The sequence below is a fragment of the Ruegeria sp. BHSA162 genome, from assembly GCF_059613385.1.
In genome coordinates this window covers 1-24,693 of the sequence record NZ_JBXWSK010000049.1, presented here as the reverse complement: position 1 = coordinate 24,693, position 24,693 = coordinate 1, and the positions used below count along the sequence as shown (strand labels likewise).

Annotated in this window: 23 protein-coding genes and 1 riboswitch; of the genes, 13 read left to right on the top strand and 10 right to left on the bottom strand. The window is 56.8% G+C overall.

Annotated features, from left to right (window positions below):
- Positions 1-1,351 (top strand): hypothetical protein (locus tag AC2FM5_RS13560; RefSeq protein WP_496736198.1); only part of this gene is annotated, 1,351 nt, incomplete at its 5' end.
- Positions 1,352-1,442: 91 nt separating this feature from the next.
- Positions 1,443-4,058, top strand: coding sequence for a 3'-5' exonuclease (locus tag AC2FM5_RS13555; protein ID WP_496736196.1), 2,616 nt, complete (start codon positions 1,443-1,445; stop codon positions 4,056-4,058).
- A 66-nt stretch (positions 4,059-4,124) separates the two neighbouring features.
- Here AC2FM5_RS13555 and AC2FM5_RS13550 read toward each other — a convergent pair whose 3' ends face one another.
- Positions 4,125-4,589, bottom strand: coding sequence for a very short patch repair endonuclease (locus AC2FM5_RS13550; RefSeq protein ID WP_496736194.1), 465 nt, complete (start codon positions 4,587-4,589; stop codon positions 4,125-4,127).
- Positions 4,590-4,656: 67 nt separating this feature from the next.
- Between AC2FM5_RS13550 and AC2FM5_RS13545 the strand changes: the two genes are divergently transcribed.
- Positions 4,657-6,258 carry a DNA cytosine methyltransferase gene (locus AC2FM5_RS13545; protein WP_496736192.1) on the top strand — a complete coding sequence of 534 codons (1,602 nt, stop codon included), beginning with the start codon at positions 4,657-4,659 and terminating at the stop codon, positions 6,256-6,258.
- 36 nt (positions 6,259-6,294) lie between these two features.
- Here AC2FM5_RS13545 and AC2FM5_RS13540 read toward each other — a convergent pair whose 3' ends face one another.
- The 6 genes from AC2FM5_RS13540 to AC2FM5_RS13515 form a co-directional block, all read right to left on the bottom strand.
- The gene (locus tag AC2FM5_RS13540) at positions 6,295-7,056 is read right to left on the bottom strand and encodes a DUF6339 family protein (RefSeq protein ID WP_496736188.1); all 762 of its coding nucleotides are present in this window, start codon (positions 7,054-7,056) and stop codon (positions 6,295-6,297) included.
- The gene (locus AC2FM5_RS13535) at positions 7,053-7,889 is read right to left on the bottom strand and encodes a hypothetical protein (RefSeq protein ID WP_496736184.1); all 837 of its coding nucleotides are present in this window, start codon (positions 7,887-7,889) and stop codon (positions 7,053-7,055) included. The genes AC2FM5_RS13540 and AC2FM5_RS13535 overlap by 4 nt, the downstream gene beginning before the upstream one ends.
- Entirely contained in the window at positions 7,886-9,895 is a 2,010-nt protein-coding gene (locus AC2FM5_RS13530) for a hypothetical protein (protein WP_496736182.1), read from the bottom strand. The genes AC2FM5_RS13535 and AC2FM5_RS13530 overlap by 4 nt, the downstream gene beginning before the upstream one ends.
- Before the next feature lie 730 nt (positions 9,896-10,625).
- A complete protein-coding gene (locus AC2FM5_RS13525; RefSeq protein WP_496736180.1) occupies positions 10,626-11,525 on the bottom strand; it encodes a plasmid partitioning protein RepB C-terminal domain-containing protein in 900 nt (299 codons plus the stop codon).
- Entirely contained in the window at positions 11,525-12,415 is an 891-nt protein-coding gene (locus AC2FM5_RS13520; protein ID WP_496736178.1) for a plasmid partitioning protein RepB C-terminal domain-containing protein, read from the bottom strand. The genes AC2FM5_RS13525 and AC2FM5_RS13520 overlap by 1 nt, the downstream gene beginning before the upstream one ends.
- The gene (locus AC2FM5_RS13515; RefSeq protein ID WP_496736176.1) at positions 12,415-13,956 is read right to left on the bottom strand and encodes a recombinase family protein; all 1,542 of its coding nucleotides are present in this window, start codon (positions 13,954-13,956) and stop codon (positions 12,415-12,417) included. The genes AC2FM5_RS13520 and AC2FM5_RS13515 overlap by 1 nt, the downstream gene beginning before the upstream one ends.
- A gap of 124 nt (positions 13,957-14,080) precedes the next feature.
- Here AC2FM5_RS13515 and AC2FM5_RS13510 point away from each other — a divergent pair, with 124 nt between their 5' ends.
- Positions 14,081-14,467 (top strand): XRE family transcriptional regulator, encoded by a 387-nt coding sequence (locus tag AC2FM5_RS13510; protein ID WP_496736174.1) that lies wholly within the window; start codon positions 14,081-14,083, stop codon positions 14,465-14,467.
- Between the two features lie 311 nt (positions 14,468-14,778).
- Here the strand turns inward: AC2FM5_RS13510 and AC2FM5_RS13505 are convergent, their stop codons facing one another.
- Both AC2FM5_RS13505 and AC2FM5_RS13500 read right to left on the bottom strand, forming a co-directional pair.
- A complete protein-coding gene (locus tag AC2FM5_RS13505; protein ID WP_496736172.1) occupies positions 14,779-15,747 on the bottom strand; it encodes a FecCD family ABC transporter permease in 969 nt (322 codons plus the stop codon).
- The gene (locus AC2FM5_RS13500) at positions 15,728-16,126 is read right to left on the bottom strand and encodes a DUF1636 family protein (protein ID WP_170448608.1); all 399 of its coding nucleotides are present in this window, start codon (positions 16,124-16,126) and stop codon (positions 15,728-15,730) included. The genes AC2FM5_RS13505 and AC2FM5_RS13500 overlap by 20 nt, the downstream gene beginning before the upstream one ends.
- A 103-nt stretch (positions 16,127-16,229) precedes the next feature.
- Positions 16,230-16,437: riboswitch (cobalamin riboswitch) on the bottom strand.
- A 644-nt stretch (positions 16,438-17,081) separates the two neighbouring features.
- Here AC2FM5_RS13500 and AC2FM5_RS13495 point away from each other — a divergent pair.
- The 7 genes from AC2FM5_RS13495 (at position 17,082) to AC2FM5_RS13465 (ending at position 22,437) form a co-directional block, all read left to right on the top strand.
- On the top strand, positions 17,082-17,381 hold the full coding sequence (locus AC2FM5_RS13495; protein WP_093963780.1) for a hypothetical protein: 300 nt from the start codon (positions 17,082-17,084) through the stop codon (positions 17,379-17,381).
- 324 nt (positions 17,382-17,705) lie between these two features.
- The gene (locus AC2FM5_RS13490) at positions 17,706-18,044 is read left to right on the top strand and encodes a hypothetical protein (RefSeq protein WP_496736169.1); all 339 of its coding nucleotides are present in this window, start codon (positions 17,706-17,708) and stop codon (positions 18,042-18,044) included.
- A 55-nt stretch (positions 18,045-18,099) separates the two neighbouring features.
- On the top strand, positions 18,100-18,714 hold the full coding sequence (locus tag AC2FM5_RS13485) for a hypothetical protein (protein ID WP_496736167.1): 615 nt from the start codon (positions 18,100-18,102) through the stop codon (positions 18,712-18,714).
- 53 nt (positions 18,715-18,767) lie between these two features.
- On the top strand, positions 18,768-19,073 hold the full coding sequence (locus tag AC2FM5_RS13480) for a hypothetical protein (protein WP_170391759.1): 306 nt from the start codon (positions 18,768-18,770) through the stop codon (positions 19,071-19,073).
- A 43-nt stretch (positions 19,074-19,116) separates the two neighbouring features.
- On the top strand, positions 19,117-19,290 hold the full coding sequence (locus tag AC2FM5_RS13475; RefSeq protein WP_170342373.1) for a hypothetical protein: 174 nt from the start codon (positions 19,117-19,119) through the stop codon (positions 19,288-19,290).
- A 782-nt stretch (positions 19,291-20,072) separates the two neighbouring features.
- Positions 20,073-21,506 (top strand): hypothetical protein, encoded by a 1,434-nt coding sequence (locus AC2FM5_RS13470; protein WP_170461130.1) that lies wholly within the window; start codon positions 20,073-20,075, stop codon positions 21,504-21,506.
- 67 nt (positions 21,507-21,573) lie between these two features.
- Entirely contained in the window at positions 21,574-22,437 is an 864-nt protein-coding gene (locus tag AC2FM5_RS13465) for a metallophosphoesterase family protein (RefSeq protein WP_496736200.1), read from the top strand.
- On the opposite strand, the gene AC2FM5_RS13460 is transcribed toward AC2FM5_RS13465, so the two are convergent.
- On the bottom strand, positions 22,438-23,196 hold the full coding sequence (locus tag AC2FM5_RS13460) for a DUF4956 domain-containing protein (protein ID WP_170342381.1): 759 nt from the start codon (positions 23,194-23,196) through the stop codon (positions 22,438-22,440). It abuts the gene before it with no gap.
- 195 nt (positions 23,197-23,391) lie between these two features.
- Here AC2FM5_RS13460 and AC2FM5_RS13455 point away from each other — a divergent pair, with 195 nt between their 5' ends.
- Together AC2FM5_RS13455 and AC2FM5_RS13450 are read left to right on the top strand one after the other, a co-directional pair.
- Positions 23,392-24,306 (top strand): SdiA-regulated domain-containing protein, encoded by a 915-nt coding sequence (locus AC2FM5_RS13455; RefSeq protein ID WP_496736164.1) that lies wholly within the window; start codon positions 23,392-23,394, stop codon positions 24,304-24,306.
- A 160-nt stretch (positions 24,307-24,466) separates the two neighbouring features.
- The coding region (locus tag AC2FM5_RS13450) for a DUF1254 domain-containing protein (RefSeq protein ID WP_496736162.1) at positions 24,467-24,693 on the top strand (227 nt) is incomplete at its 3' end.

The window sequence follows — 24,693 nt, the reverse complement described above, 5'->3', positions numbered from 1 at the left end:
CTATGCTAGCGAAGGAGATGATCCCGAAGAAGCCCCTGAACTGATCGATATCGCGCTATCCCCCGATGCTGAAGGATCAGCGCGATATCTCATGCCCTCCGAGCTCCTGATACATCGGGGTGAGATTTACTTCGGACGGTCCGCGCGAAAGATCTTTGACGACATAGCCGCCGAGCAGGACCAGCTAATTGATAACCCGAAACAGTACATGACCTTGAGCAAGGATGTTTCGAACCTCGAGAAACGTATGTTGCCCGAAGCCAAGGATCCGGATGGGATCTTTGCGGAAAGGGATGCTCTCGTTCTCTATCTTTCTCACCTTGTAAGAATGGTGGACCAGTCTCTTGCTTCAGTTGGGCTGCCGCAGTCCCTTTCGATGCGCTACACACATCCGGCATGGAAGAAGGAAATCGCAGAGCAGAACTCAATCTCGATGCGTCGGATCGTTGCGGAGGCGATTGCCCTCGCGCGGAGCTACCCTTCGGATTTCGATGCGCAGCTGGACGTCCGTCGGGCATCGAAGCTTCTGCTGGCCGCCAGAAAGGCCTCTGACGAGGATTTGCCGTTCGATATTCTCAAGGAAGCTGTTGCTGAAGCTACGGCGGCGGGTGCCGGTGCGTTGATGGAGGCGCAACCGACCGGGAGGCAACATTTCGTTATCCTTGATATTGGCGCAGGTACAACCGATGTTGCGGGATGCATATGCGTAAAGGGAAGGGGCCAGCGCGCAAAGGTGTGGGAGATCCAGAGCGCGCGCGATGCCAAGAACCTTGCAGGTAATGCGATAGACAACGCGCTCCAGAAATTCATTCTGGAGCACAGTTCTCTCGCAAAGGGCAGCACTGAGTATTTGCAGGCGGAGCGAGCGCTGCGCCGGACCATCCGAGCCGAGAAGGAAACACTTTTTTCGACGGGTGAAGTTCTCGTCGAACTTGTCACCGACGAGCTTGTCGAGGTCTCCCTTGAGGACTTTCGTCGCGATCCGATGGTCGAAAAGATCTATGGCTCGATCAAGGATATGGTCTCCAAGGCAGCATTCGCGATCAGGGAAAGCAATGCGAGGGTCTATCTTGTTCCAACGGGGGGTGGCGCAAGCCTGTCATTGATCGAGGAGCTTGTTTCCGAACCTCTTGTGGACGGTGACCAAAGGGTGAAGCTTGAACTGAGCGATGCCATGCCCGAACAGCTGAAGGAAGCCTACCCGGAGATTGAACCCTACTATCCTCAGTTGGCGGTGGCGATCGGTGGGGCCCATCCCGCGCTGCCGGAACAGAAGCCGGCCATAGAACACTTTGAGGGTGATCCCGGGCCAAAGGTTCTCAGGCCCATATACACTTCTCCACATTCCTGAAGCCTGCGGCTTAGATTAATTTTAGCGACGGAGTCTTTCGGTCGAAATTGATTTGGCGACCATACCGAAAAGTCCAACGAGGTCAGAATATATGGCTAAACAAACGCAGCAAACGAAGTTGGAGGAGCAGGACGTTGCACTGCTTCGACACAAGGATTTTGATGCATCTCTTCACAAACTATTCAGGCTTGGCGGGCAGAACAAGAAGCGATTTGAAAAGGCCTCAGGCATTATTGAGGCGATCAGCCATGGTGGATTGGATGATCTGAAGAGATTCCCAATCACCAATCATGGTGAGAGCAGAATCAAGTCATGTGTGAAATTTGACCTAGGCGATGGCTTCCGTTTGATCACTCAACAGGCCAATAAATGCATTGTACTGCTGTTCGTCGGAAACCACGATTCCTGTGAAGCATGGTTGAACAGGAACAGGGGTTTGGAGGTCGCCTTCGACAGGGAGGTCGGTACACTTCGGCCGATTTACAAATCCGCTCCTGAACAGGGCGTTGTCTTGTCTCTTTCAGCGAAACCCTCCGAAGGACCGATCCTCGAAAAACTTTCCTCATCCAGGGTTGATGAACTACTGGAAAGTGTCCCGGCAAGAACAGTTGTGAAGTTGAGCCAACTGGATGGAACCGTGACAGCCAATGAGATTCACGGGATTTGCGAGGACATTTCGTCGACCGATAGGCGAAACCTCGTTGAGGACGTGCTTTGCCATCTCGCGGCGGATGATGTCGAGAACGCCGAGCTGCGCCTTGACGAATTCCTTGGTCGAACGAAGACAATCGAGAACAGTGAGTTATCAGAGGTGCTCGCGGTCAAGGATGGCGACACAATCAGGCGGCTTGTAGTCGGATCCGAGGAATATGACGAATGGCTCAAACGCTTCTCCCTCGAAGGTGATCATCTTGAGTGGATGCTGTTCATGCACCCTGAACAGGAAAGGATCGTGGAGGAGGACTTCGAAGGCGCTTCGCAGCTCTCCGGTGTTTCCGGCTCCGGCAAGACCTGCATTGCAGTACGCCGTGCGCTTCGACTTGCAGGCTCCAGCGACGCCGAAAAGATTCTTCTGGTTACCTTGAACCGGAGTCTCGCTGGCTTGATCTCAAAGCTGGTAGACGCTGCAGCGGACAGTTCGGAGATCCGGTACCGTGTGAAGGTGACGTCTTTCTTCGAGTTGTGTCAGGAGTTTCTAGGCGAGTTCGAGCCCGACAGAGTGCACTACTACGACGCTGTTTCATGGAAGCTTAATGAACACATCGATGAGGTGTTCAGGGAATATTACCGCTGCTGGACGAACTCCCGGACTGCGGAGGTTCTGGTTCCGATACACCAAAGCCTTTGCGCGCAGAGCATCAACTCGGAGACCTATCTTCGCGAGGAGTTCGACTGGATCCGCACGGCTCTGTCTCCGGAGACGAGAACTGACTATGCCGATTCCAAGAAGACCCAGCGATTGGGGCGCACTCATCCAATCCAGGAGGAGTGGCGTCGAGCCATCCTGAAGGGTCTCGACGGCTGGGAACAGAAGATGGAGGCCGTCGGGGTCATCGACTATCTCGGCCTGACCACTGCCCTCTTGCGCTACAAGGACAAGCTCTCAAATCGCTTCACGAGGGTGGTGATCGACGAGGCCCAGGACTTCGGGACCATGGAACTCTCGATCCTGCGGCAATTGGTGCCTCCGGGTCCAAATGACATCTTCCTGTGCGGAGACATAGCCCAACATATCCTGCCCAAGCATCGAGTGCTCCCGGAAGCTGGTATCGACATTGGCGGCCGGAGACGCAGGATCCAGCGCAACTACCGGAACACAAGACAGATTCTGGAGGCGGCATATCATGTGCTCTACCAGAACCTGCATGATGAAATGCTGGATCGTCCTGAAAAGGATCTTGAGATCCTCGACCCGAAGTATGCAAATCGTTCCTCTAACGAGCCCCTCGTGCTGAAGGCAGGGTCTCTGGAGGAGGAAATTGGATATGCAAGGACCGTTGTCAATTCGCACCTGAAGCAACATCCAAACTCCAATTGCTGTATTGCTCTTGCCGGGTACTCAACGTGCGAAGTGGAGAGATTTGCCAAGAAACTTGGCTTGCGGGCCCTTGATGGCAGCGGGGGATTTCTGCACGACCATCTCGTTCTGTCCGATCTCGAGCAGACCAAGGGGTACGAATTCGACCTCGTTGTGATCGTCAACTGCTGCGAAGGGGTGCTTCCGCCTCATGACACGCCAGCCGACGAGATGTATCGCGACGGGTGTCGACTTTATGTCGCGATGACGCGTGCGAAGAATGACCTGTATTTGTCATATCACGGAGAGCCGAGCCCTTGGCTGCAGTCTGCCAGAGAAAAGCTCTCCTTCTTTGACTGGGACGAAGTGGAAGAGCTCGATACCGAGTTCGTCACGCAGGCGCCGGAAAAGATTCCCGAGCTGGAAGAGAGTGATCACAGTGATGTTGGGGCACTGAATGGTGAACAGTATTGCTACACGGGATACGTTCTGGGCTTATCGCACGAAGCCCAGCAGAAGCTGCGTGAACTGGTTGATGGTCGCGGCCTGACCAGAAATCGGGAGAGAGTGAAATGGAGATCGGTCCGGGACCTGAAGCGGGACCTCGAGTCGTCGCCACGTGCTCGCAGCATCTTCGGTCCCAAGACATCTGTTGAATTGAGAGACAACCTCAAGGCCATCCCGGATTAGGGGGAGTTCGTGCTTAAATCATTGTGCTGTGAGAGCATACTGGCAGGCTGGGGCCCCGGCCTGCCGTCATGAAGGTGATCCATCTACTTGTCCGATCTCGATCCGTTGCTCATTGGTGTTGAGCCAGGCAGAAAGAACGTCGACCGAAGCCGCAACCTGATCCTGTTTTCGAAGGGCGCATTCCCAGACTGTGGCCACGCGCCATCCCGCGTCCATCAGCGTTGTCTGGACGGAGCGGTCGCGTAGAACGTTCGCTTCGAACTTGGCTTTCCAGAACTCGGGGCGCGTTGAAGGGATCGTGGCGTAGCGGCAGCCCTCGTGCCGATGCCAGAAGCAGCCATGGACGAAGACGACGGCGCGATACCTGGCCAATACCAGATCGGGCCGTCCCTGTACATTCTTCGGATGAAGCCGGAATCGAAAGCCACGAGCGTGCAGCGCCTGCCGAAGCACGAGTTCGGGTCTTGTGTTCTTTCCCCTTATCCCGGCCATCATCCGGGAGCGGGTCTTCTGGTCCACTATGTCAGTCACAAGCGCCCTGGTCTTCCTTCTCGAAATTGGTATATAGCGTTCAACTGGAATTCGACAGGAATCTGATTTGCCTCCTTCATTCGGTATTGTTGATCTGTTTGCCGGTCCGGGGGGGCTCGGTGAGGGGTTCGCTTCTCTTGTCGAAGATGGGCATTTCCCATTCCGGATCGGTATTTCGGTCGAGAAGGAAGCATCGGCCCACCGCACCCTGACGCTACGCGCGTTCCTGCGCGAATACCGGGCGTGTCATGGAACCTTGCCTCAAGAGTTCATCGATTTTCATGCAGGCCTGATCAGCGAGCCTGACTGGTCATCGGTCGAGGGCGAGGCCTGGCGCATGGCCGTCGAAGAAGCACGTGCTCTCGAGCTCGGGACCGAAAATGCTGCTGCCGTGATCGACGGTTCCATCGCAACTCTTCGGAAGGATTACGATGATACAGTCCTGATCGGTGGTCCTCCTTGCCAAGCATACTCCCTTGTCGGTCGGGCTCGGGCGAAAGGCAAGGTCGGCTACGTGCCCGAGGAGGATGAGCGACACTATCTGTTCCGCGAATACATTAGGGTGCTCGACAAGCTCCGACCTGCTGCCTTCGTGATGGAAAACGTCAAGGGCATGTTGTCCTCGACGGTCGAGAGCCGTCTTGTCTTCGAGATGTTGATGGAGGACCTGTCTTCACTTGGTACTGGTCGAGGCCATCACTATGAGCTTCGGGCGATCCGGGTCGAGGAGGGAAGAGCCAGCCTGCGAGAGGTCGGGCAGCCGTCTGATTTCATTGTGCGTGCCGAGCAGTTCGGAGTGCCCCAGCGACGCCACAGGGTTATCATCGTCGGAATCCGATCCGATCTCGCAGGCAAAGCTGCCGGGGCAGAGATCTCTGCCTCCTCTATCCCGCGGACTGTCAAGGATGCGATCGGCACGATGCCAGAGCTTCGAAGCGGTATCAGCCGCGGCCGGGATGATGCATCGGAGTGGCGAAAGGAAGTGGTGGAGGCCGCAAGAGTACTGGCCGAGATCTACACGGGAACGGAGAGCGCCCCACTTCGGGAGGCATTTTCGACGGTTGCAAGGCGCATGAAGGACGATGCGCCGAGCCGCAGATCAGCATCAACGCTTCCGGAAGGCTATGGAAGTTCAAATGACGACCTCCTGAGCTGGCTAGAACGTCCGGAGCTGCGTGCGACTGCTCAGCACGAGACGCGTGGGCACATGGTGTCGGATCTGGGGCGCTATCTTTTTGCGGCGGTGTTCGGTGCGGTCCGTGGGTACAGCCCGAAGGCCGGAGATTTTCCCTTGGCACTAAGTCCGGACCACCGCAACTGGCACAGTGGCGTCTTCAATGACCGCTTCCGTGTCCAGCTTGCCGAGAAGGCCTCGACAACTGTTACGAGTCATATCTCCAAGGATGGCCACTATTTCATTCACCCGGATCCGGTGCAATGCCGAAGCCTCACCGTGCGCGAAGCGGCACGCCTGCAGACGTTCCCTGATGACTACCTGTTCCTCGGCAACCGGACACAGCAGTATGTGCAGGTTGGGAATGCTGTGCCTCCGTTCCTAGCACGGCAGATCGCGGCCCTAATTCTCAACGTTCTAGAGACGCGAAGCGCGGAAGAAAACGATGACATCGAGGACCCTATGACATTTGGGGCGGTTCCGGACATCGCCTAGCTGTCTTAAAGCGGGGAGACCTCGAAAGCGGAAGCCTCAAGCAGCCTTCTTCGCAATATGTGACTGGGCTCGGGAAGCACATGTGTCCATAAGCGCGTCGGCCTCATCGTCGGAGAGAGCCTCGAAGAGGATTCCGCCGCCGTCGCGGTTCAGTGCAATCATGAATTCCCTGAAGGCTCTCTCGCTCGACGTGATCCATGGCTCCCTTCGCATTGCGCGGACGACGGCTCTCGCAAGCGGCTTCCGAGCAGCCGTATTCGTGCGTTCGACAAAGTTGCTACGGATATCTGCGGTCTTCAGGATAAGTCGCAACGCGCCTTCGGGATCATCCGGATCTGCGATGCTGGCGATGTGCATGTTCCACCAAAGGCGGGATAGTGCATTGTCGTCGCGGATCGCAGTAAGACCTTGAGCAAACATGTGGATCCTGACCTGGGCGTCGAGCGGCTCACCGCTGTTCCCCGAGAGCCACCTGTCGCGCGCATAGCCAAGGCACTCGATGTGCGTCAGCCTGGCCCAGACACGCTCCTCCCGCGCGAGAGCAGGCGTCATACCGGGAAGAGCCTGAAACAGGATCAGGGAGTTGTCCACGTCGGCGGTTGCCGTCCTCGCTGTACCATCTAGAGTCGCCAGCAGGTCATGATCAACCTGAACCGTGCTGGTCTCGACAGCCCAGCCGTTGTCATGCTCGAGATCAAGGAAATCGCCGGCCTCGTACCGGTCACGGTTGGTCACGATGCTCTCCCTGAGCTCGGAAAGCTTCTTTTCCGAAAGAAACCTCAGCGGCAATACCGTCATCTATCTGCCTCCACTACCAACTGCTCCAGTCCGCTTGCAGGACCATCGAGAAGCTTCTGAGCGCTCTCGAGAATCGATGTATCCGTCTTGGGATCAACGCCTCGGGCATCGCAGCGGGCCGTGAACGGAGCATGCCATCGATATGACTCGTATTGGTCCGCTCCATTTTGCAGCGCATCCAGGACTTCCATCACTGCTGGAAGGTATACCGAGTTCATCACCACAGGTTTCCCGGCCTTCTGCTCGCGCAAGAGCATGATGGTTTCGTGCGTCTTCTCTCCAGCGAGAATGGTGATTCGGTCCCGCTCCAGCTCAACCTGCAACGTCCCTTCCGGAATGTCCGGTGAGCGGTCCAGTTCGAAGATGCTTTCAATGGGAGCAAGCTTGGCTTGTCCGACAGAGATAATGTGCTCTTCTCCAATCGCGATAATATCCCCGCGGCCCAGATCCACCGGCGGTGAAAACTCTGGATGAATGGTTCCAGGATCCCAGCCAGCCAGCGTGTCGTTCAACCAGACGATCGGTCGCAAGGACACCCTGTTCAGCAGAACTCCGGCAGCGAAGTCGGTGCGGCCGTTGGGCCATGCCAGAGTGCGGAGTTCAGTATGATACGTATCCGTGCAGCGTACGAAGCAGCCCACTGACGCCTTGCCTTTCTCGACGAGTTGTCGGATCCCGGGTTCCGTCAGGGTGGTCTCGTGCTGAATGGAGAGCGCCCCCGTTGCGATGTTTTCGCTGAGGATGAAGGTCATGTCGAATTCACCAGCGGTGAAATCTCCTGTGTCGTGCGCGAGGACCGGATGCGGATAGCGCGTTTCTTCCGAGAACCTCATGCCGGCGTTTCCTCGACTTCTGCGCGGCTCACGGCGATCAATTCGATCGGGCCATCGTATGGTTCATCGAATGAAACGGTCACCTTGCACCTTTCGCCGTCCTTTACATCGACAGTGAGAACGCCCGAACCCGGAGCGCCTGCGTCAGCAGCCGTCACGTTCAGGCCCTCGGGTGCGTTTACACCCGTGGCCTGGACCGTCAATATGATCGGTCCTGAGGCCTCCGGAGTGAAATGAATCTCACGGGATGTAGCTGCTCCGGAACCGTCTGAACGGATCAGGTTACGCACATCGCGGAGAACGACCGGCTCGCGGTCTCCTGCCGTGCCACGACCGCCCGTGCCGCGACCGGTTCCGGAGCCGCTACCACCGCCTTTGCCGCCAGACCCTGTCCCGGTCTGGCTGCGACCGCCACGCTCACCTCCGGCAGGGCTTGATGCCTTGCGAGACTTTGATTTTCGTCGAGTGGACTCGTAAGTATATCGCTCAGGATCGTGCTCGGCGTTCGGATCGTCGGGTGTGGCTGCCTTGCCGGTTTCCGCAAAAAAACGCCCCAGCTCGTCCAAGACCACCGAGCCCTCATGCTTCACGCCGGTAGTTGCCTTGATGATCTCCCTGAGTTCCTTGCCAAGGCGCTTCATGGCTGTTGCAGCATCTGCGCGTTTGGCGGCGTCGGGAAGCCGTTCCGCCGAGAAGCCGTCATGCGCCGGGTTCTCAAGCCTCTTCAACATCACACCGGCTTCAAGATCATCCGGTTCGACCACAACAATGAAGTCGCGAGATCCGCGGAATTGTTGGAGAGGATGCCCGAAGTGCTGGAGATTGTCGGTTATCAGCATCCCATTTCGTATGAATCCTACGCGGCAGGGCATGCCCTCTTCGATCAGCACTCTGACGCGCACCTTGCCAAGCTTTGGAATAGTAAGGGTTTGTTCTTCCGCATTATCTGAGACGAGACAACGATAGAGCTGTCCTGCGAAGGTCAGATCAGCTTGGTGACCCGTGCGTTCAGCTGCATCGATGATGTCTTGCTTCGAGAACAGGTCCTCGAGTGTGTTTCGGTTTATGTTGATCCTGCCGTCGTCAACTTCGAACACCATTTGCTCGCGATGAACGGCGCAAAAGAAATTCGAGACAAGCGAATACGTCATGCGTTCCGCCCAGTCTTCAGCCGCGCGAAAGCCCATGCAAAAGATCGACGTGCCGATCTCGGTGCGTCTCATCCAGTCAGGTACCAGGGTGCGATCCGTCACAGCTCGAAATCCGTGAGGATCACCCCAATAGCCTGTAGCCCTGTGCTTGATGCCCTCGGTGCTCGTGTGAGACACCAGCTTTACCTTGCCTTGAGCGGCGAAGGCCTCGCCATCTTCGCCCTTGTAAGTCGTAGCATAAAAGACGGTCTGAAGGTCCGACACTGCAAAGGACGCATTTTTCCCGATCCCGAACGAACCACCCGAGTCGACGGTGTCCTTCGCAGTAACCCCAGAAGCCTTAACAAGCGAATGGAACGGGGTCTCTTCCTCATCAGGCGGACCAACTAGGCCTGTCGTGTTGTGATCGGCTATTTCGAGCACTGGTATTTGCTTTTTGTCTATCACCTTGGAGGCATTGGAGAAGAACTCACGTTCACGGTCTTGCTTCGCCTCGGCGCTGCAGGCCGCGATTGTGTCTTTCAGGATGTCATGGGACGGAAAGCTCGAGTGATCGAGGAGCAAGACATTGAAGGACATTCTGACTGGATGATCGGGTAGACCCGTGGCTGCGTCGCGACTGTTCTGTCCAGCTTCTCTAGCGCAGCTGGCATAGGGCGCGTCACGAAAGGTCTCAATTCCAGCGTCTCCGAGTCCTTCCTTCTCTCCTGCTTCGTTTGGCAAAAATTTCAAAACTGGTTCAACCATCTTCGAAGCCTTCCTTCCATCGCTGTCTTTGAAAGGGCTTTGCTTAAAGCCTGAAATCGCCGGAACCGCTGCTGTCGCCATCGCCGAAGCGTGATCGAGCCAGCTCAAGCTCCCGCTGCAGGGTCCGAAAGATCTTCTTCACGTCCTCATCGGAGTAGCTATAGGCGGACCGATTTGACAAATTTCCAATCAGCCGAATGTCCTTGAGGGCCCGGTTCACACGGCCCTCTGCTAGCCTCACGAAGCTCTCTCGCTTATCCTTCATTTCGCACATATAGCAATATTGCGCGTATGTTGCAACAGAGCGCCAACATTTCAAAAATGTTGCTTATGTGCGTGGGCGGCGCGACCTCGAGGTTTCACTGTTGGCGCTGTCCAGTCTGATGCAGATTGGCGAGGAAATCGTTATCGAGATGGCGGCTCGATCTCTCTGTTCCAGCTCCAGAGGCGACTTCGGCGTGTCGACTGAAGTTGGATGTTTGATCGGTCGTCACAGTTTTGTCGTTTGGATGTCGGCATCACTTCGTTTGCATGTTCGCATTGGATATCGGCAAATAATGGCAAAGTTTTGCTAGGCTAGGCTGAGGCAAGTAAGGTCTGATCACCGCTGGCCGAAGCGCCATTCCGCGTGGATATGCGCTTCGGCCCGGTCGCGAGAGAATTCTCGCGAGTCTGGCCGAGTGGATAATCTCGGCGTGGTGGGCCCCGCGCGGGATCGCCGCCATCCCCACCGCTGCACTCGATCCGCCCCACCGTGCGGCGTCTCCTGCGGTCCCCGCGCTTCTATGGGTCCGGGTCCCCGAATGCAGTCCAGCCGAAATTGACCGAACTGCTCGGATCAGGAGGCCAGGGCCTCCGTCTCCGTGATCTTTTCGAACTCAGGCAGAAACTCAGGATGATACATCTCGAGATACCGAGTGATGCGAGCATTGCTGATGAGCTTGGCGACGTAGCCGCGGGCCAGAACCAGATCGAGGTGATCACTGCCGTATGTGTCCTCGACCAGGCGCAACTCTCGCTCCAAATTCGCGGACTCGCGCTCCATCAGCTCGAGTTGCTGGCGGGAGATCCCTTTCACAGCTTTCGGCTTCTCCGGATCCTTCAATTGGCTGGCCGGCGTCGCAGCCAAAAGTGAGCGGGCGTAATTGACGGTGTATTTGTTCATCGTCACCATCAGCTCTGCGGCTTCGATCTGACGCATCGGCTTCATCTTCTTCAGGATTTGGAACCCGGTCAGCGCGACCTGCTTGTCCTTGAGAAGCTCAGCTGCCTCTGGGCAGATGCCATCTAGCAAGCGCTTTTTGTCCTGCAAGGATTTGACGTTCACATTGAGCGCCCGGGCCAGCCGTTCTTCGGGAACGCCGCGCTCGAGCGCTTTCAGGATCATCTTGTGTTCCTGAATGGTGGCGAGACGGCTGATGCGCTTGTTGTAGGTGAAGGCTTCGTCGTCCGTCGAAACCTGACACGGCGCATCCTGCTCTCCGAGAACCGCCAGGATCGCGAGGCGCACGTGGCCGTCGAGCAGCATGTATTTCTCGGGATCGGATTGGTCGCGGACGACAACGAGGGGCTCGACGAGCCCAACTTCTTTGATGGAGGCGACGACCTGACGGTATTTCACTGTCTCCTTGGTTTCCTTTCGAACTGCGTAGAGCGGGCAGATCTGCTCGAGCGGCAGCTGAATGAGGTCTTTCTCAAACGCCATGTTGATCGTTTTGGAGCGCCCAGATCGTGCCATCAGAGGTCTCCCGTTCGAGCGGCCAGGCGGTCAGAGAGGTTCTTCGGAATCGTCGCCAAACCTTCGGCCCTCAGAAGGGTGACAAAGTTTTCGTCATTCAGGAGTTTGCGAAGCGCTTCCGTGATGAACATCAGCTCGTTACGTGTCGCGGTCGCCTTACGCAGAAGGACTTGTTTCTTCTCGACGTCGTTCTGATAGGTCCGGATCAAGCTTTCGACCGAAAGCGTTCGTCTCTTCTTTCGGTCTGCACTCGGTTGTCCTTTCCCGTATTGCTGACGGGCCTCAACCAGGCGTTTCGCGGCCATCAGTCGGCCGCCGCGCAGCTGGTTGTTCTCGTAGGCCTGGCGGAGAACGTCCTGCACTTCCGCGTCTTTTGCCTCAGCGATATCGACGGCAACGCTGACCGGAAGCTTTCCGCTCTCAACGGCTCTGAGCAATCTGTGCTCGCCGCTCTCGAGGAGCCGAAGGACGCCGCGGACATATTTGAGAGAAAGCTGGGTTTTGCGCGCGATCTCGGGACCTGAGTAGCCGCGCTCCTTCAACCCTTTGATATCGCGCAGAAGATCAAGGGCGCGATGCTGACGGCGTGCCAGGTTCTCCACGAGGCTCATCACCAGGCAGTCTTCGCTGCTGGCGTCGATGACGATCGCCGGGATTTCTGATTGGCCGAGCTCCTGGAAAGCCTCGAGGCGCCCCTGGCCACAGACCAGATCGTATCGCAAGCCGTCCTCGCTCTGTCGCGCGGCAACGGTGATCGGCCGTTTCAACCCGAGCTCGGCGATGTTGTCGACGATCTCTCTGAAAGCCTTTCGGTTCCTCACGCGCGGGTTCACCACGGTGATGCGATCCATCGGAATCAATTCGGGGGCTTGGGGTTGCGGGTCTGCCATCAGGCCACCTCCGGTACTGGGACGTGAACCGCCATGTCGAACAACCGGTCCAGCGTCTCGAAGCGATAGGCATCGAGCGACAAGCCGTTGTGCTCGGCCAGGCGAATGCGGGGGAGAGTCATGTCGAGGCTGGGGAGCAGGTAGTAATCGAGCGGACGCTGGTTCGGCCGATCCATGCGCACGGCAATCGTGATGTCCGGTTTGAGGCTCATGTCGAAGCGGATATTCCACCGGAGAGACCCCGCATTGGTTTCGCTGCACCGGACGATAACGAGGGACGCGGTGAATTCGCCATTGATCGTGAGCAGGTCTTTCCGGGGATGCCGCTCTACTTTGCCGCCCGAAGCTTCGATGCCGGCAATCGTCTCGGCGACAATATTCGGATGGAGCTCGCGCAAGCGCCGATTGATTTCGATGTACCTGTAGTCCCGATCTGGCTTGAACCCGACCAACTGGTAGGCGCGAAGGAGGCTCCCAAACCGTGATCGGTACGCGCTGCTCGATGGCAACGCTTCAGCTTCGTCTATGACGAGACCAGACAGAAAGCCCTCGGCCTCGAATACTTCCTTCAAGCCTTCGAGCATTTCGTCGTCGGTGAGCTTGCTCGATCGCGCGGTGATGATGGCGTTTGCGGCGGCAAAGAGATCAGGATCGACGATGCCCTCGAAGGCACCCTCGGCTCTGACCCATATCTCGGGATCGTTTTGCACACGCCGTTTCTTCAGTTTGAAGGAGCTGCGGTTCCAGACATTGTTGCCGATGTATTTCTCGTTGATCAGGATTTGATGCACGGTCCCGCGGGTCCAGGCCCGTTCGAGGTCTGTCAGGATGCCTCGGGCATTTAGAACCTCGGCGATTTCGGCCTCGGACTTTCGATCTACCACGAAGGCGTGGAATATCTCTTGGACTATGGCGATTTCTTCGGCCGGGCCCGGGACAAGGGTGACCCGATCCGTCTGAATGCTTTTATGCTCGCCGCGCTCCAGAACGCCTTTCGCGACCCCATGTTCGTCGATCAGCATGCGCCGCAAGCCGAAGCCAGGCGGGCCGCCTTGGCGATAGCCGAGTTCGATCAGTCGGCATTGGCCCGTGAAGACTTTCTGCGAAAGTTCCCGACTGTACTCGCCCGCCATGGCGCGCTTGACGCCTTTGACGATCGTCGAGACCGGGCCGCCATCGTTCTCGAACTGCTCGGCGCAGTAGATCACGGAGATACCGGCGCGTTTGCAGATGTACTCGTAATAGGCGCTCTCATCTGCATCCTGAAACCGGCCCCAGCGGCTGATATCGTAGACGAGCACCGCTTCGAAATCGGCTTTGCCGGATTGAATATCGTCGATGAGCTGCTTGAGCCCATCTCGGCCCTGGATCCTTAGACCGCTCTTTCCCTCATCCGAATAGGTGCGGACGATCTCGATCCCGCGCTGCTCAGCGTAATGCGCGATCGCGTCCGACTGGTTCTCGGTCGAATAGCGTTGGTGCTCGGTCGACATGCGGACGTATTGAGCGGCGCGCCGAGGCTGCGCTCCCTTTGGCGCCATTGCGCCTCCGTCATGTCCGTCCCTCCAGCTCAAGAACCGAGCCTTTCATTTTTCGCCTTCGGCAAGTCACGGGAAATGCCTGTGATTCCATGGGGCCGAAGCATAGACGCGGAGGTTCGGAAAAATGTTTCCTAAGATGGGCAAGACTTTTCCAGATGACGACGAAGGGAAGGTCGATCGATTAAAATACCAAATGGCCATTGCGGCTGCGCTGAAGCGGGAGCTCGGCGGATCTCATCGGGCGATCAAGATCGTGATGCGCTGGACGGGTGTCTCGGAGCGAACGGCCAAGAACTGGCTTGCCGGCTCCCACGGTCCGGCTGGAGAGCACCTGGTCGAGCTCATGCGGAATTCGAACGAGGTGTTGGCAGCTATGCTCTCGTTGGCCGGGCGAGGTGAGTTGAAGATCGGGGCGGGACTTCACGAAACCCGCGAAACCCTTCTTCAGATGTTCAAGGTCTTGGACGGCCTTCTCGGCACGTCCGAGGCAGGGGCTGCTGAAAACGAGTAGGCGACGTTTCGCGCCAGGTTCGCGGCACTCCTGAGTAGAGTGACGTTCAGTTCGAAGTCGCTTCGCTCGATCAAAGCCTAGAAAATTCAGAAAGTTAGAAAATCGCCCGGAGTTCGCCGGGTGTTCTCGCGTGCCGCCATTTTAGTAGAGACTGGTTCGCATTGGTCTCCCAGCACCGCCATTACCCATTAATACGGCTAAGATAGTGAAGGGCTTGCTTGCAAGTTCTACTCCTTTGCCGCGCGCCTTCGCCGGTGCTCCGCCAGCTTCAAGCACCGTTTGGCTGATGATCCGCCAACGGGCCTCAACACTCAGCGTTTCAACAACAGAATAAAGAAGATCCCTCCCAAAAGACCCGTGACGACGCCAACTGGGATGTCCTCCGGGGCCATTGCAGTTCTGGCGACTACATCCGCCCAGAGCAGGAACAAAGCCCCAAGAATTGCTGACAGAGGGACGACGCGTCGATAGTCTCCGCCAACAAGGAACCGCACGATATGCGGAACCATCAGACCGACGAAGCCGATCATGCCCGAGAAGGCCACCATGACTCCGGTGATCAGCGCGCCAGCTGCAAAGACACCAAGCCGAAACCGCGCCACCGCAATACCCAACGAGCTTGCAGTCTCATCCCCGATGGTCATCGCGTTCAGCCTGGCGGCCTGAAGCCACAACCAGGTGCCGCATGGCAGCAGGATCGCCAGCGGGTAGATCAGGTATGACCATTGAGCCAACCCCAACCCGCCCAACATCCAGAACACGACCGTATGGGCCGCCTTGGGATCGCCGAGGAAAATCAGAATGTTGGCGCCAGCCATGATGACGAAAGACACCGCCACACCGGTCAGGACCAGGCGGTCCGCGCTTGTGGCGCCGGCCCAGCGGGCAACGCTCAGGACCGTCAGCGTGGCCGCCAGGGCACCCAGAAACGCCATGACCGGCACGGTCAGAAGCCCCAGAAACAAGCCGGTATGCAACAAGGCAAGAATGGCTCCAAACGCGCCGCCGGCCGAAATGCCCAGCAGGTGCGGATCGGCCAGCGGGTTTCTTGTGACCGCCTGGAGGGTGGCCCCGACTATCGCCAGTCCGGCCCCGACCATGACGGCAAGCAAGGCGCGCGGAAAACGGATTTCCCAGATAATCGCGGCGCGGCCCTTTGACCATGTCGGCTCGTCCGAGGATAGGCCGGCTTCGTGCAGCAACACTCCCCAGACGGTCTTGGTGGGCAGGTGACGGTATCCACCGACAGCAAAGGCGCGCTCATGAGGCGCAATCCGCATTTTCCGAAGACGCAGCCATCGCGGCTGGAATGCGGGCCAGCGTCGCGTGGCGAAGCCCGGCCGGGCGGTCGACCGAGCTGCACCATCCATCGCGCAACTGCTGGTACAGCCGGGCGAATTCCACCAATGCCCCGGTCTCTTCAGACGTCAGGCCGCCAAACAGGTAAGATGCCTTGCCCGGCGCGTGATAGGCGACGGTACAGGGTCGGGTGCACCCGGCCATGCAGGCCGCACCGGAAACGTCAAAACCTGCCAAACCGTCGTCTTCGGCCAGCGCGGCGCGCAATCGTCCGATCAGGTCAGGCCCGGGGCGTACGGCTGCGCTCTTGGGTCGGCAAGATAGGCAAACCGTGATGTGATGTGTTGATTGTCGGTTCATTTCGCCCTCCGCGAAATCGCGGGGCGGAAAGGGAACCAGTCATGTCAGCGGCGCAAGCCGAAAATGCCATCTTGGCCTCCTTCCGGGACACCCCGCCCGGGTTGAGTTGCGTTTGATGATGGCAGGTCTCCTGACTCGCGGTGTATGGCTTGCCCCGCCTTCCCAGACCTATCGGCCCAGTGGCATCCGGGGGTCGCACACCGCCTACAGTTGCGGGGGCAGTCACGGAATTGGCGTCAGAACGGCGCCGCACCGTATTCCCTTTTACCCGACCGCCGAAACGATCGGGAACCATCAGCGCAAATCTCATCCATGAGTCGGGTTGCACTGTCAACGACGTTCTGGGCGGGTGCGTAATGGAGGTATCCAGGCGACCCTTCGGCACCACCTGAGCGACAGACCGGGCCGCGAATCACGTCGTTTTGACCAACTGGATTAAGATAGCTCGGAAGGTCCCGAAACACGGCGGCGCAAGCGGGCCGACTGCCAAGCCTCCGTGAGCGGCCTCGCCTTTTCTCTTTGAATGCAGAAGCCTATCGTTGGCAAGCGTACAAAATTTACGCGCGGAGAAATCATTGATTTATCCTGTGATTGATTCAAACATACGAATTCGACACAACTTTAGCTTTACCTCCGTTGTTGTCGCTGTCGCCCGTTTCGTCGGGCCCTTCCGACTGCTGGAGTGAGTGCTGGCGGTCGGAAGGCATTTCACGAAATTCAGCGTTGGGAGGACGCGGTGCCCGGACTTAACTTACGAACCCTTCCTCGAAACTTCGCACCGGTTTTTGCCCATGACGTCATTGCGTCAGCACGCTTTGTTCACGGTCCCGGGGATCGGCAGAATATCTGTCTGCCAGCTATGTCATTGGCGGCAAAACCGGGGACCGCATAGACGTGAGCACGCAAAAAGGACCACCTATTCCACAAGCATCAGCGAACCCAAGAGGAGAAGAAAATGATTAACAAAGTTATGATGATTTCAGGCGCGACGTGTTTCGTACTGCTAGCGGCGTGTGACGACACCAGCACGTCAAGCGCACCTGCCGAACTGACCCCCGCCCAACAGGCGTGTCTGCGAGACGTGGCCAAAACAACAAACAATTCGCAAGTGGTCGTGCTCTCATCCGCGTTCAGCGAGGCTGGAACACAAGTTACCGTTGGGGTTGGAGAGGATCGGGCTCCGTGGAATTGTATTGCCTACAGTGATGGCGCGACAGCTGGTATCGAGTTCCTCGGCGACGAAGGCGCGTTGTGACCGGTTTGATGCGTAGCCGAAATCGGCTGCGCAGCACTGGCTTGATACGCTGAGGTCCGGCTTGGTCTGCAGAATAACCATCATCGCGTTCGCGACCCTTTACCTGTTGGCGTTGTTTGCGTTTGTGACGGGCACTTTTGGCTGGTTTGGACAGGAACGAGACCCATTGTCCGGCGTATTCCTTTTGCCGCTGGGTCTGCCTTGGGTCCTTGCGGTGGACCTTTTCTCAGAGTCGGCCAAACCGTGGCTCGCGGCGATTGCACCGGTGCTCAACCTGTTGGCACTGGTTTTGATATGCAGATGGGCACGTGGTTTGCGCCAGGAATGAAGGCGGAACTCTTTCCCGCAAAATGGGAGGAAAACATGGGAAAAGTGATCTTGGGGCTTGTGATCGGGCTCATCCTCGGCGTGGTTGGAGCGATGACCTTGGGCGGCGGGGCCGCGATGGGTGTCGGCGTTGCGACGGGCTTGTCCGCCGGTGTGTGCACCACATTGAAGGGAGCTCAGGCCGAGAACCTGATCACCGCCGAGCAAGCAGATCAGATCCTCAATCGCGTGAACTCCGAGATGGCATCATTGCAAGGAATTGAAACGACGGACGAGAACGTCGGCAGCGCACAGGCATGCGATGAATTTCTGGCAAAGTTGCGGGAAGCGAAGTGAGGTTTCTGCTCACCGGAAACATAACATTTACGATAGACCGACAGAGGACCTGCTTATGAAACGCAGTTTTTGGAATCTTTTCACACCCGCACTTGCGATCAGCGGAACGGCCGCCCTGGCCATGTCAGACGCCGACGACGCGTGTATCGACCATCTGCGACAGGTCGGTGGACCGGACGGTCAATCCGGTACGATCGAAAGCTCACAGTTCTCGGAAGCCGGCACGCTCGTCATCCTGCGTGACGCCGGCGGAACACTTTGGCGCTGCATTGCGTACAAGGACGGAAGCATTGGCGAGATGTCGGTTGTCGAGGCGATGGATGATGGTGGCGGAGCCATGGACGGCGCTTCCGGGTCTACAGGTAGCCAGCGCGTCACATTCGATGCCGGATCCACCGGCGCCGAGCTCGTCGGCCAACTCGCGCCAGGGGAATCGCAGCAATACGTTCTTGGCGCGAAGAACGAACAGTTCCTTTACGTCCGCGTTGCTCCCCGAAATGGATCCTTGGACTACGTCATTCGCAACCCCGATGGTTCTGAATTGCTGGGATTGATGTCTGCGGACAAGGAGTATCGCGGACAGCTGTGGCAATCCGGCGATCATGTTGTCGAGGTCATCAACCGCGGCAGCTCTGCCGTCGACTACAACGTCATTTTTGGAATTGAGTAGGTGATCGACCTGAAACCCTGAACCGCATTTCCAAAACAACCGGGGAAAAGCAGATGAAGTCCAAGACCCTAGTGGCGATCGGCGCGGTCAGTGTCTCTGTGCTTGCAGGATGCGGCGAAAGTGGCGGATCAGTGGAAGCAAGTGCACCGATTGTGGGCAGTTCCAGCGATCTGTCGTCATTTGAAGGCGCAAGAGCGGGTCAGGCTGAAATGGGCATTCAAAGTCTCGGGTTTGAACTCATCCGAAGCGAAGGGCTGACCTCGTACTGGTTCAACAAGGAGACCGGTGCTTGTGCTCGGATCACGACATCTGAGGGAAGATACTCGGACGTAGCGATGCTGCCGTCAGGTGACTGCTGACACACATTCATCTATCCCAAATCTGCAAAAAAGGAGCTTCAACTTGCATTTCGATCTGGCACATGCGGCAGTTATCGTTGTCGCCTTGATCATCACCAACCTGGCGTTGAAATCGGCCGGCGTGATCAACGAAGAAAACAAACACCAATGGAACTGGAAAGCTTTTCTGGCCTACTTCGTGGTCATATTTATCATCAATCTGGTGTGGCCGATCTAAGGCTTCAGGGCGGCAAGCCAACCGCCGATCTGACCTGGTTACCGTGAACGCGCCTCTCGGCGGGACTGCCGGCAGGAAAAGCGTGAGCATCGCTGGCTGAAAACAGAAAGGAATACGCATGCGGTTTTTGACGTCCCTCATATTCATCGGTGTTCTGGCAACCGCGGCGAATTCTGACGTCACCAGTCGAAACGGTGGCCCAAGCAACAGCCAGATGCTTTCTAAGGGCAGCGACGGAGGCGTCGATGGCATCGCTTTCTTTCGCCCAGTCCTAAGCGGGGTTTTGTATCGCTCTGGCTTCAGGGGCGGCGACAAGGGTCGGACGGGCTTGAGCAACGCTCAGCGCGAAACACTGTGCGATGAAGGGTTTTCAGCCGGGTTTTACGCGGATTTCGGCAAGAACACTGAATACGGCCGAACCAGTTGTGGAAACGGATCCTTTGACTATCAGAACGCCAGATCGTCCCGCCCCGGCAGTGTCATGGCCGCCATACACCAGGTGATTGAGGACCCTGGAAAGGGTCCTGTCCTGGTGCACTGCATGTGGGGCGTTCATTCCTCAGGCGCCTTGTCGGCAATGGCGCTTGTTCAGTTTTGCGGCTGGACGGAAGACAGGGCCAAGAAATATTGGAATGATGCCCGAAACGGGGCCCCATGTTCGGGCGGGTGTGACCAGTGGATTGACTCGAAATTCTCAAACTTCAGTGTCGACCCCAGTTTGAAGATCTCCGCCGAACAACAGGCCGCGATTTGCCCCAAATGACATCCGGAGGACTATCCAAATGAGATTCAATCTTCTGGGGTCTCTGGCTCTCATTGCACCCACAGCCTTGTGGGCGAGCGACGATGTTCGCGGAGAAGCCACGACATTTGATAGTCCCAATGGTGTTACGGAACGCTGCATTCGGATCGAAAAAGTCCCAACGGGCGAGTACAAGAACAGCGATCTTGAGGAAGAAACGGCCTATTGCGAGATCGATTTCTATGCGCCCGAAATCGCCATTTGCCCAAAAACTTGGAGCACCAGCCCGGGAATGGCCGTCTACGATATTTCGGAAGGACCCTACGTGGGGAACCGCTCTGAGTTCGAGAGAAACGCTTGCAAGGAGGGCAAGTCGGCAAAAGAACTGGCCAATGGCAGAGTGGCCAAATTCAAATCCACCATGAACCAGAAGGGTACAAGCGGAACATTTTCCACCTCGTCACTGCTCTACTATCATTTCTCAAGGTATTTCGACGCGACGGTGAAAGTTCCGGTGGCGGTCTGGCGCAGCATGGACGCTAAGGCGCATCTTACCGAGGTTGCAGAGCCCGGCCTTGCGATTTCCGGCGGATCTCATGGCGGGCGCATGAACCATGAAGGCTGGCGGGTTTTCGTGGCTGCGGATGCCGACCCGAACTCGTACCAACCGACGGATGATCTGTTCACCGCGGATCGAACGCAGATATACGGTGTCCTGCTTGATAGCCCCGGTCATCGCTACGGCTCGGAAATCAACGGCACCCGCAAGTCCGGTTGGGGCAAAGGCCAAAATCGCGATTTTCAGGAAACACCCGCTTTCCTGGCCTTGCGGTCGTCAAAACGCTTGCCCGAGGCCATTGCAGAGGGTGTCAGGGAAGGCCGAAAGGATCGGCAGATCAACAAGGACCTTGGGCCCGATGTCAGCGACCGGCAGATGGCATTCTGGATGCAGGAGCTTACCGAGATTGTTCTGCTCGACTTCATCTTCAGCCAGCAGGACCGTGTGGGAAATATTGATTTCACGCCCTACTGGTATTGGGTCGAAGACGGAAAACTGAAGAACCAGAAAACGAAGCACCATCAGCCGAATGATGGAGACGTTCCCGCCGATGCAATATTGATCCGTCGCAGCAATCTGAACGACAACGATGCCGGTGGGCGGGTCGAATATGCCAACTTCGCGAAATCCACTCAGATGCTGGAGAAAATGCGGCATTTCTCTCCAAACACATACCGGCGGCTGGTTGCGTTGAACAGTGACCTTCAAACGCAAGGCCCGGTTTACGGCTGGTTGTCACAAAGCTTTGGGTTGTCGGACCGTCAGATTGCGCAGGTCGTCAAAAACACTGCGCTGGCAACATCCATCCTCAAGAGCAATTGTGCCAAAGGCGATCTGGTGTTTGACTTGGACCCTGTCACATTCTTTTTGAACAAAAATACCGAGGCGGAGGGCCTGGACTGCAATGATCCGTAAGCGTTCGATCACTGTCGCGGCGGTCGTTTGGACGGTCGTGCTCGCCTGCAAAGCGGCCGCTTTGGACGTGATCGTCATATCGGATCTGAACGGCAGCTATGGCTCGGTCAAATACGATGCCCGCATCGAAAAGGCGATCAGGCGGATAATCGAGATTGATCCCGATCTGGTGATTTCGACGGGCGATATGGTCGCCGGACAGCGCATCCCCAACCTTTCAGACAAACAGGTCAGAGAGATGTGGAAGGCGTTTCACATGGCGGTATCCGACCCGCTGGAGGCTGCCGGAATTCCATTTGCGGTCACGCCGGGAAACCATGATGCGTCGGCCTATCGCGGGTTCGAGCGCGAGAGAAAAATATACGCCGAGGAATGGGGCCCGAGAAAACCAAACGTCAACTTCCTGATGTCGGATGACTATCCGTTCTTCTACGCGTTTGAAATGCAGGGGATAACCTTTGCGTCTTTGGATGCCACGACCCTTGGGCCACTATCCGGCGATCAGCCGGACCAACTTGTGCAACTTGGGGCAGGTGGAGACCCGATTGTCACGTTCAGCCACCTCCCGCTGTGGCCGTTTGCGATCCAGCGCGAACGCGAAATCATCGGTGACCCGACGCTTGAAAGAATCTATCTGCAAAGCGGCGTCGTTCTGCACCTGTCTGGACACCATCATGCTTTTTACCCTGGCTGGAAAGACGGCGTGGCCTATGTTTCGCAAGCTTGCTTGGGTGGTGGCCCGCGGCGGCTAATCGGTGATCGCGCCAGGTCACCTCACAGTTTCACGCATGTCACCTTCCAGCCGAACGGAGAGTTTGGGATAGCAGTATATCGAGGGCCGGATTTCGAAAGGTCTGTCGACTTCAAGTCGCTCCCGAAAGAGATCAGATCCCCGAATGCGGTGTTGAAACGTTTAGACCTTGTGAAATGACTAGAAGCTGAGTTTCAACTCGACTTTTTCGGGGACCAAATCGTTTATCATCTCTTCGATGCGGGCCTCGGAAAGTCCACCCGAGGTAATGAAAAGCAATGAAATTCGGGATTTGCCGGGTACATGGTGTTTTCTGATCAGCTTCCAGCCGGCGTCGGCGGCCATCGCTTCAATGGCGCTGCTGACGTTCAATGAGTGCTCCTCGTCCGAAGCCTTAAGCGATATTTCAACGCCCTTGTTTCGCCCTCCGAGCCAAATGAAACACCAACAGACAACCGCCACCAGTGTGGCCATCAGCGGCAGGCCCAATCCGACCGCAAGCCCAAGAACGGTTACGACGATCAATTCGACAGTGTCTATCGGATCATCCAAATTGGAGCGAAATCTGAGCAATGCGCCGATGCCGAAGATAACGAACCCGATCATGGACCCGTGCTGGACGACCAGGAATCCCACCGCCATGCCGATCAGCGCATAGAGGAAGAAGAGCCTGGGCATGACGATGTCGCCGACACTTCTACGGGCTTTACGCCGCACCGGATGATAGACGATCAAGCCGGCCAGAATGATCGTGACCAGCACATCAAGAGAAAAGAAATACAGTTCCTGTTTGCCGCGAAACTGGATCCATCTGCGTTCGATCAGAATTTCCGATTCCGATGCCCCGGCAAGCATCGTTGCCGGGTCGATTTGCGACATCGCCGCAGCGGGCAACAGCAGCATCAACAACACAGTCACAAACGGGAAAATCGTATTCAAATCATCGTCCTTCCTGCTTGTGCCCAGACAGTACACGTCATCACGCGCAAATCGCGCCCCTTACAAGTCAATCCCAACAAGGAGGATCAGGTAAAGAGTTCAAAGCGCATTCTTCCGACATCGCAGATAAGTTGTGATACGAATGCGATAGAGGGGTGTGTCACACACACGAGAAAATCGAAGGGCAGAAAGCACGTGTTTCCGTCAAAGCCTGAAGTTTCACGGCGCTTCTGCAAATTTGGAAGATCCGCTCTTGCGGCCAGCTTCCTAGCGGCAGCGTTTTTGCCTTGGTCTGGCTCTGCCTATGCAAAAAGTGCTGATCTGGTTCTGGTCGATAGATTCAAGGTGGCGGACAAATCAAAAGGATTTTCCGAACCTTCCGGTTTGTCGCTGTCCAACGCTGAAGGCTTCCTGTGGTCTGTAAGCGACGCTGAGCCCAAACTGCACCTCCTTGGAATCGACGGAGTATTGGGAAACTCCTTCGAGTTGCCGTCTTTGGCCGGATCAGATTTGGAGGGCGTCGCGTCGCGAAGAGATGGGTCGGTTTTGCTCCTTCAGGAAACCGATCGATCGATATTGGTCGTTCAACCAACCGACCCTATCCAACTGACAAGGGTCCCACTTGCCTCCCTCAAGGGGTACCCGGCCGCTGCCGAACTGCTTGTCGGCAACCCACTGAACAAGGGGCCTGAGGGCATCACCGTCGATCCGGACACTGGGCGAGTATTCGTTGTCATTGAAGGACAACCGCGTCTGTTGCTGGTCGTGTCACCGGACCTGACTGAAATCCAGGAAGTCATCCCTTTGGATCGTGGATCTGGTTTTGTCTCGGATCGCGTGAATGACGATGAACTGGATGTAAGCGGTTTGGCTTGGTCCGTGTCGGGTGTGCTGTGGATTCTCAGCGACAAGGGTCGCCAGATCTTTTTGTACGATCCAGAGACGAGAACAGCAGATGCGATCGAACTGACGTATATGAAAAATGGAGACCGAAAGGTCGTGAAGCACCCCGAAGGGATCGCCTTGGATGAGGCCAAAGGGCTTCTCTACATCCTCACGGACGATGCCGAGAAATCGCGCCTGTATGTTTTCAATATCCCTGAGTTTTGATCGCTACTGTACGGCACTCACCCCGCAGGGATGACTTGGCCAAGAAAGCCCGCATTGGGTCCAACTTCCTTGATCCGCGCCACTCAGAACCGCTCGTTCAGGTCCGCTCCCAAGCCACGTTTTTTGGCCGTAGGAGCGTCCCGAGCAAAACTGCCGTCAGTTGGGCCGGTTCTTGGACGGCATGAAGATCGCTTCGCTTCGGGCTATGTTTCAGGGATACGAAGACTTGGGCGTCAATCCCAATGACGTCGTGATTGCAGAAGACCTGCTGGACGCGCGGTCCATCTGGCTGACGCCCAATACAACCACAATCTACATTGGTTCGAATGTCGATATCTCGGATGGCCCGATGGTGATTGAGGTTCCGGCAGGCCTGCTTGGGTTGCT

What these genes read in the sequence shown, in the direction of transcription:
- AC2FM5_RS13500 (WP_170448608.1), bottom strand. Translation starts at nt 16,126, where the DNA reads ATGAACCGACAATCAACACATCACATCACGGTTTGCCTATCTTGCCGA.
- AC2FM5_RS13470 (WP_170461130.1), top strand. Translation starts at nt 20,073, where the DNA reads ATGAGATTCAATCTTCTGGGGTCTCTGGCTCTCATTGCACCCACAGCC.
- AC2FM5_RS13525 (WP_496736180.1), bottom strand. Translation starts at nt 11,525, where the DNA reads ATGGCACGATCTGGGCGCTCCAAAACGATCAACATGGCGTTTGAGAAA.
- AC2FM5_RS13495 (WP_093963780.1), top strand. Translation starts at nt 17,082, where the DNA reads ATGATTAACAAAGTTATGATGATTTCAGGCGCGACGTGTTTCGTACTG.
- AC2FM5_RS13510 (WP_496736174.1), top strand. Translation starts at nt 14,081, where the DNA reads ATGTTTCCTAAGATGGGCAAGACTTTTCCAGATGACGACGAAGGGAAG.
- AC2FM5_RS13540 (WP_496736188.1), bottom strand. Translation starts at nt 7,056, where the DNA reads ATGACGGTATTGCCGCTGAGGTTTCTTTCGGAAAAGAAGCTTTCCGAG.
- AC2FM5_RS13505 (WP_496736172.1), bottom strand. Translation starts at nt 15,747, where the DNA reads ATGCGGATTGCGCCTCATGAGCGCGCCTTTGCTGTCGGTGGATACCGT.
- AC2FM5_RS13485 (WP_496736167.1), top strand. Translation starts at nt 18,100, where the DNA reads ATGAAACGCAGTTTTTGGAATCTTTTCACACCCGCACTTGCGATCAGC.
- AC2FM5_RS13520 (WP_496736178.1), bottom strand. Translation starts at nt 12,415, where the DNA reads ATGGCAGACCCGCAACCCCAAGCCCCCGAATTGATTCCGATGGATCGC.
- AC2FM5_RS13535 (WP_496736184.1), bottom strand. Translation starts at nt 7,889, where the DNA reads ATGAGGTTCTCGGAAGAAACGCGCTATCCGCATCCGGTCCTCGCGCAC.
- AC2FM5_RS13555 (WP_496736196.1), top strand. Translation starts at nt 1,443, where the DNA reads ATGGCTAAACAAACGCAGCAAACGAAGTTGGAGGAGCAGGACGTTGCA.
- AC2FM5_RS13515 (WP_496736176.1), bottom strand. Translation starts at nt 13,956, where the DNA reads ATGGCGCCAAAGGGAGCGCAGCCTCGGCGCGCCGCTCAATACGTCCGC.
- AC2FM5_RS13480 (WP_170391759.1), top strand. Translation starts at nt 18,768, where the DNA reads ATGAAGTCCAAGACCCTAGTGGCGATCGGCGCGGTCAGTGTCTCTGTG.
- AC2FM5_RS13490 (WP_496736169.1), top strand. Translation starts at nt 17,706, where the DNA reads ATGAAGGCGGAACTCTTTCCCGCAAAATGGGAGGAAAACATGGGAAAA.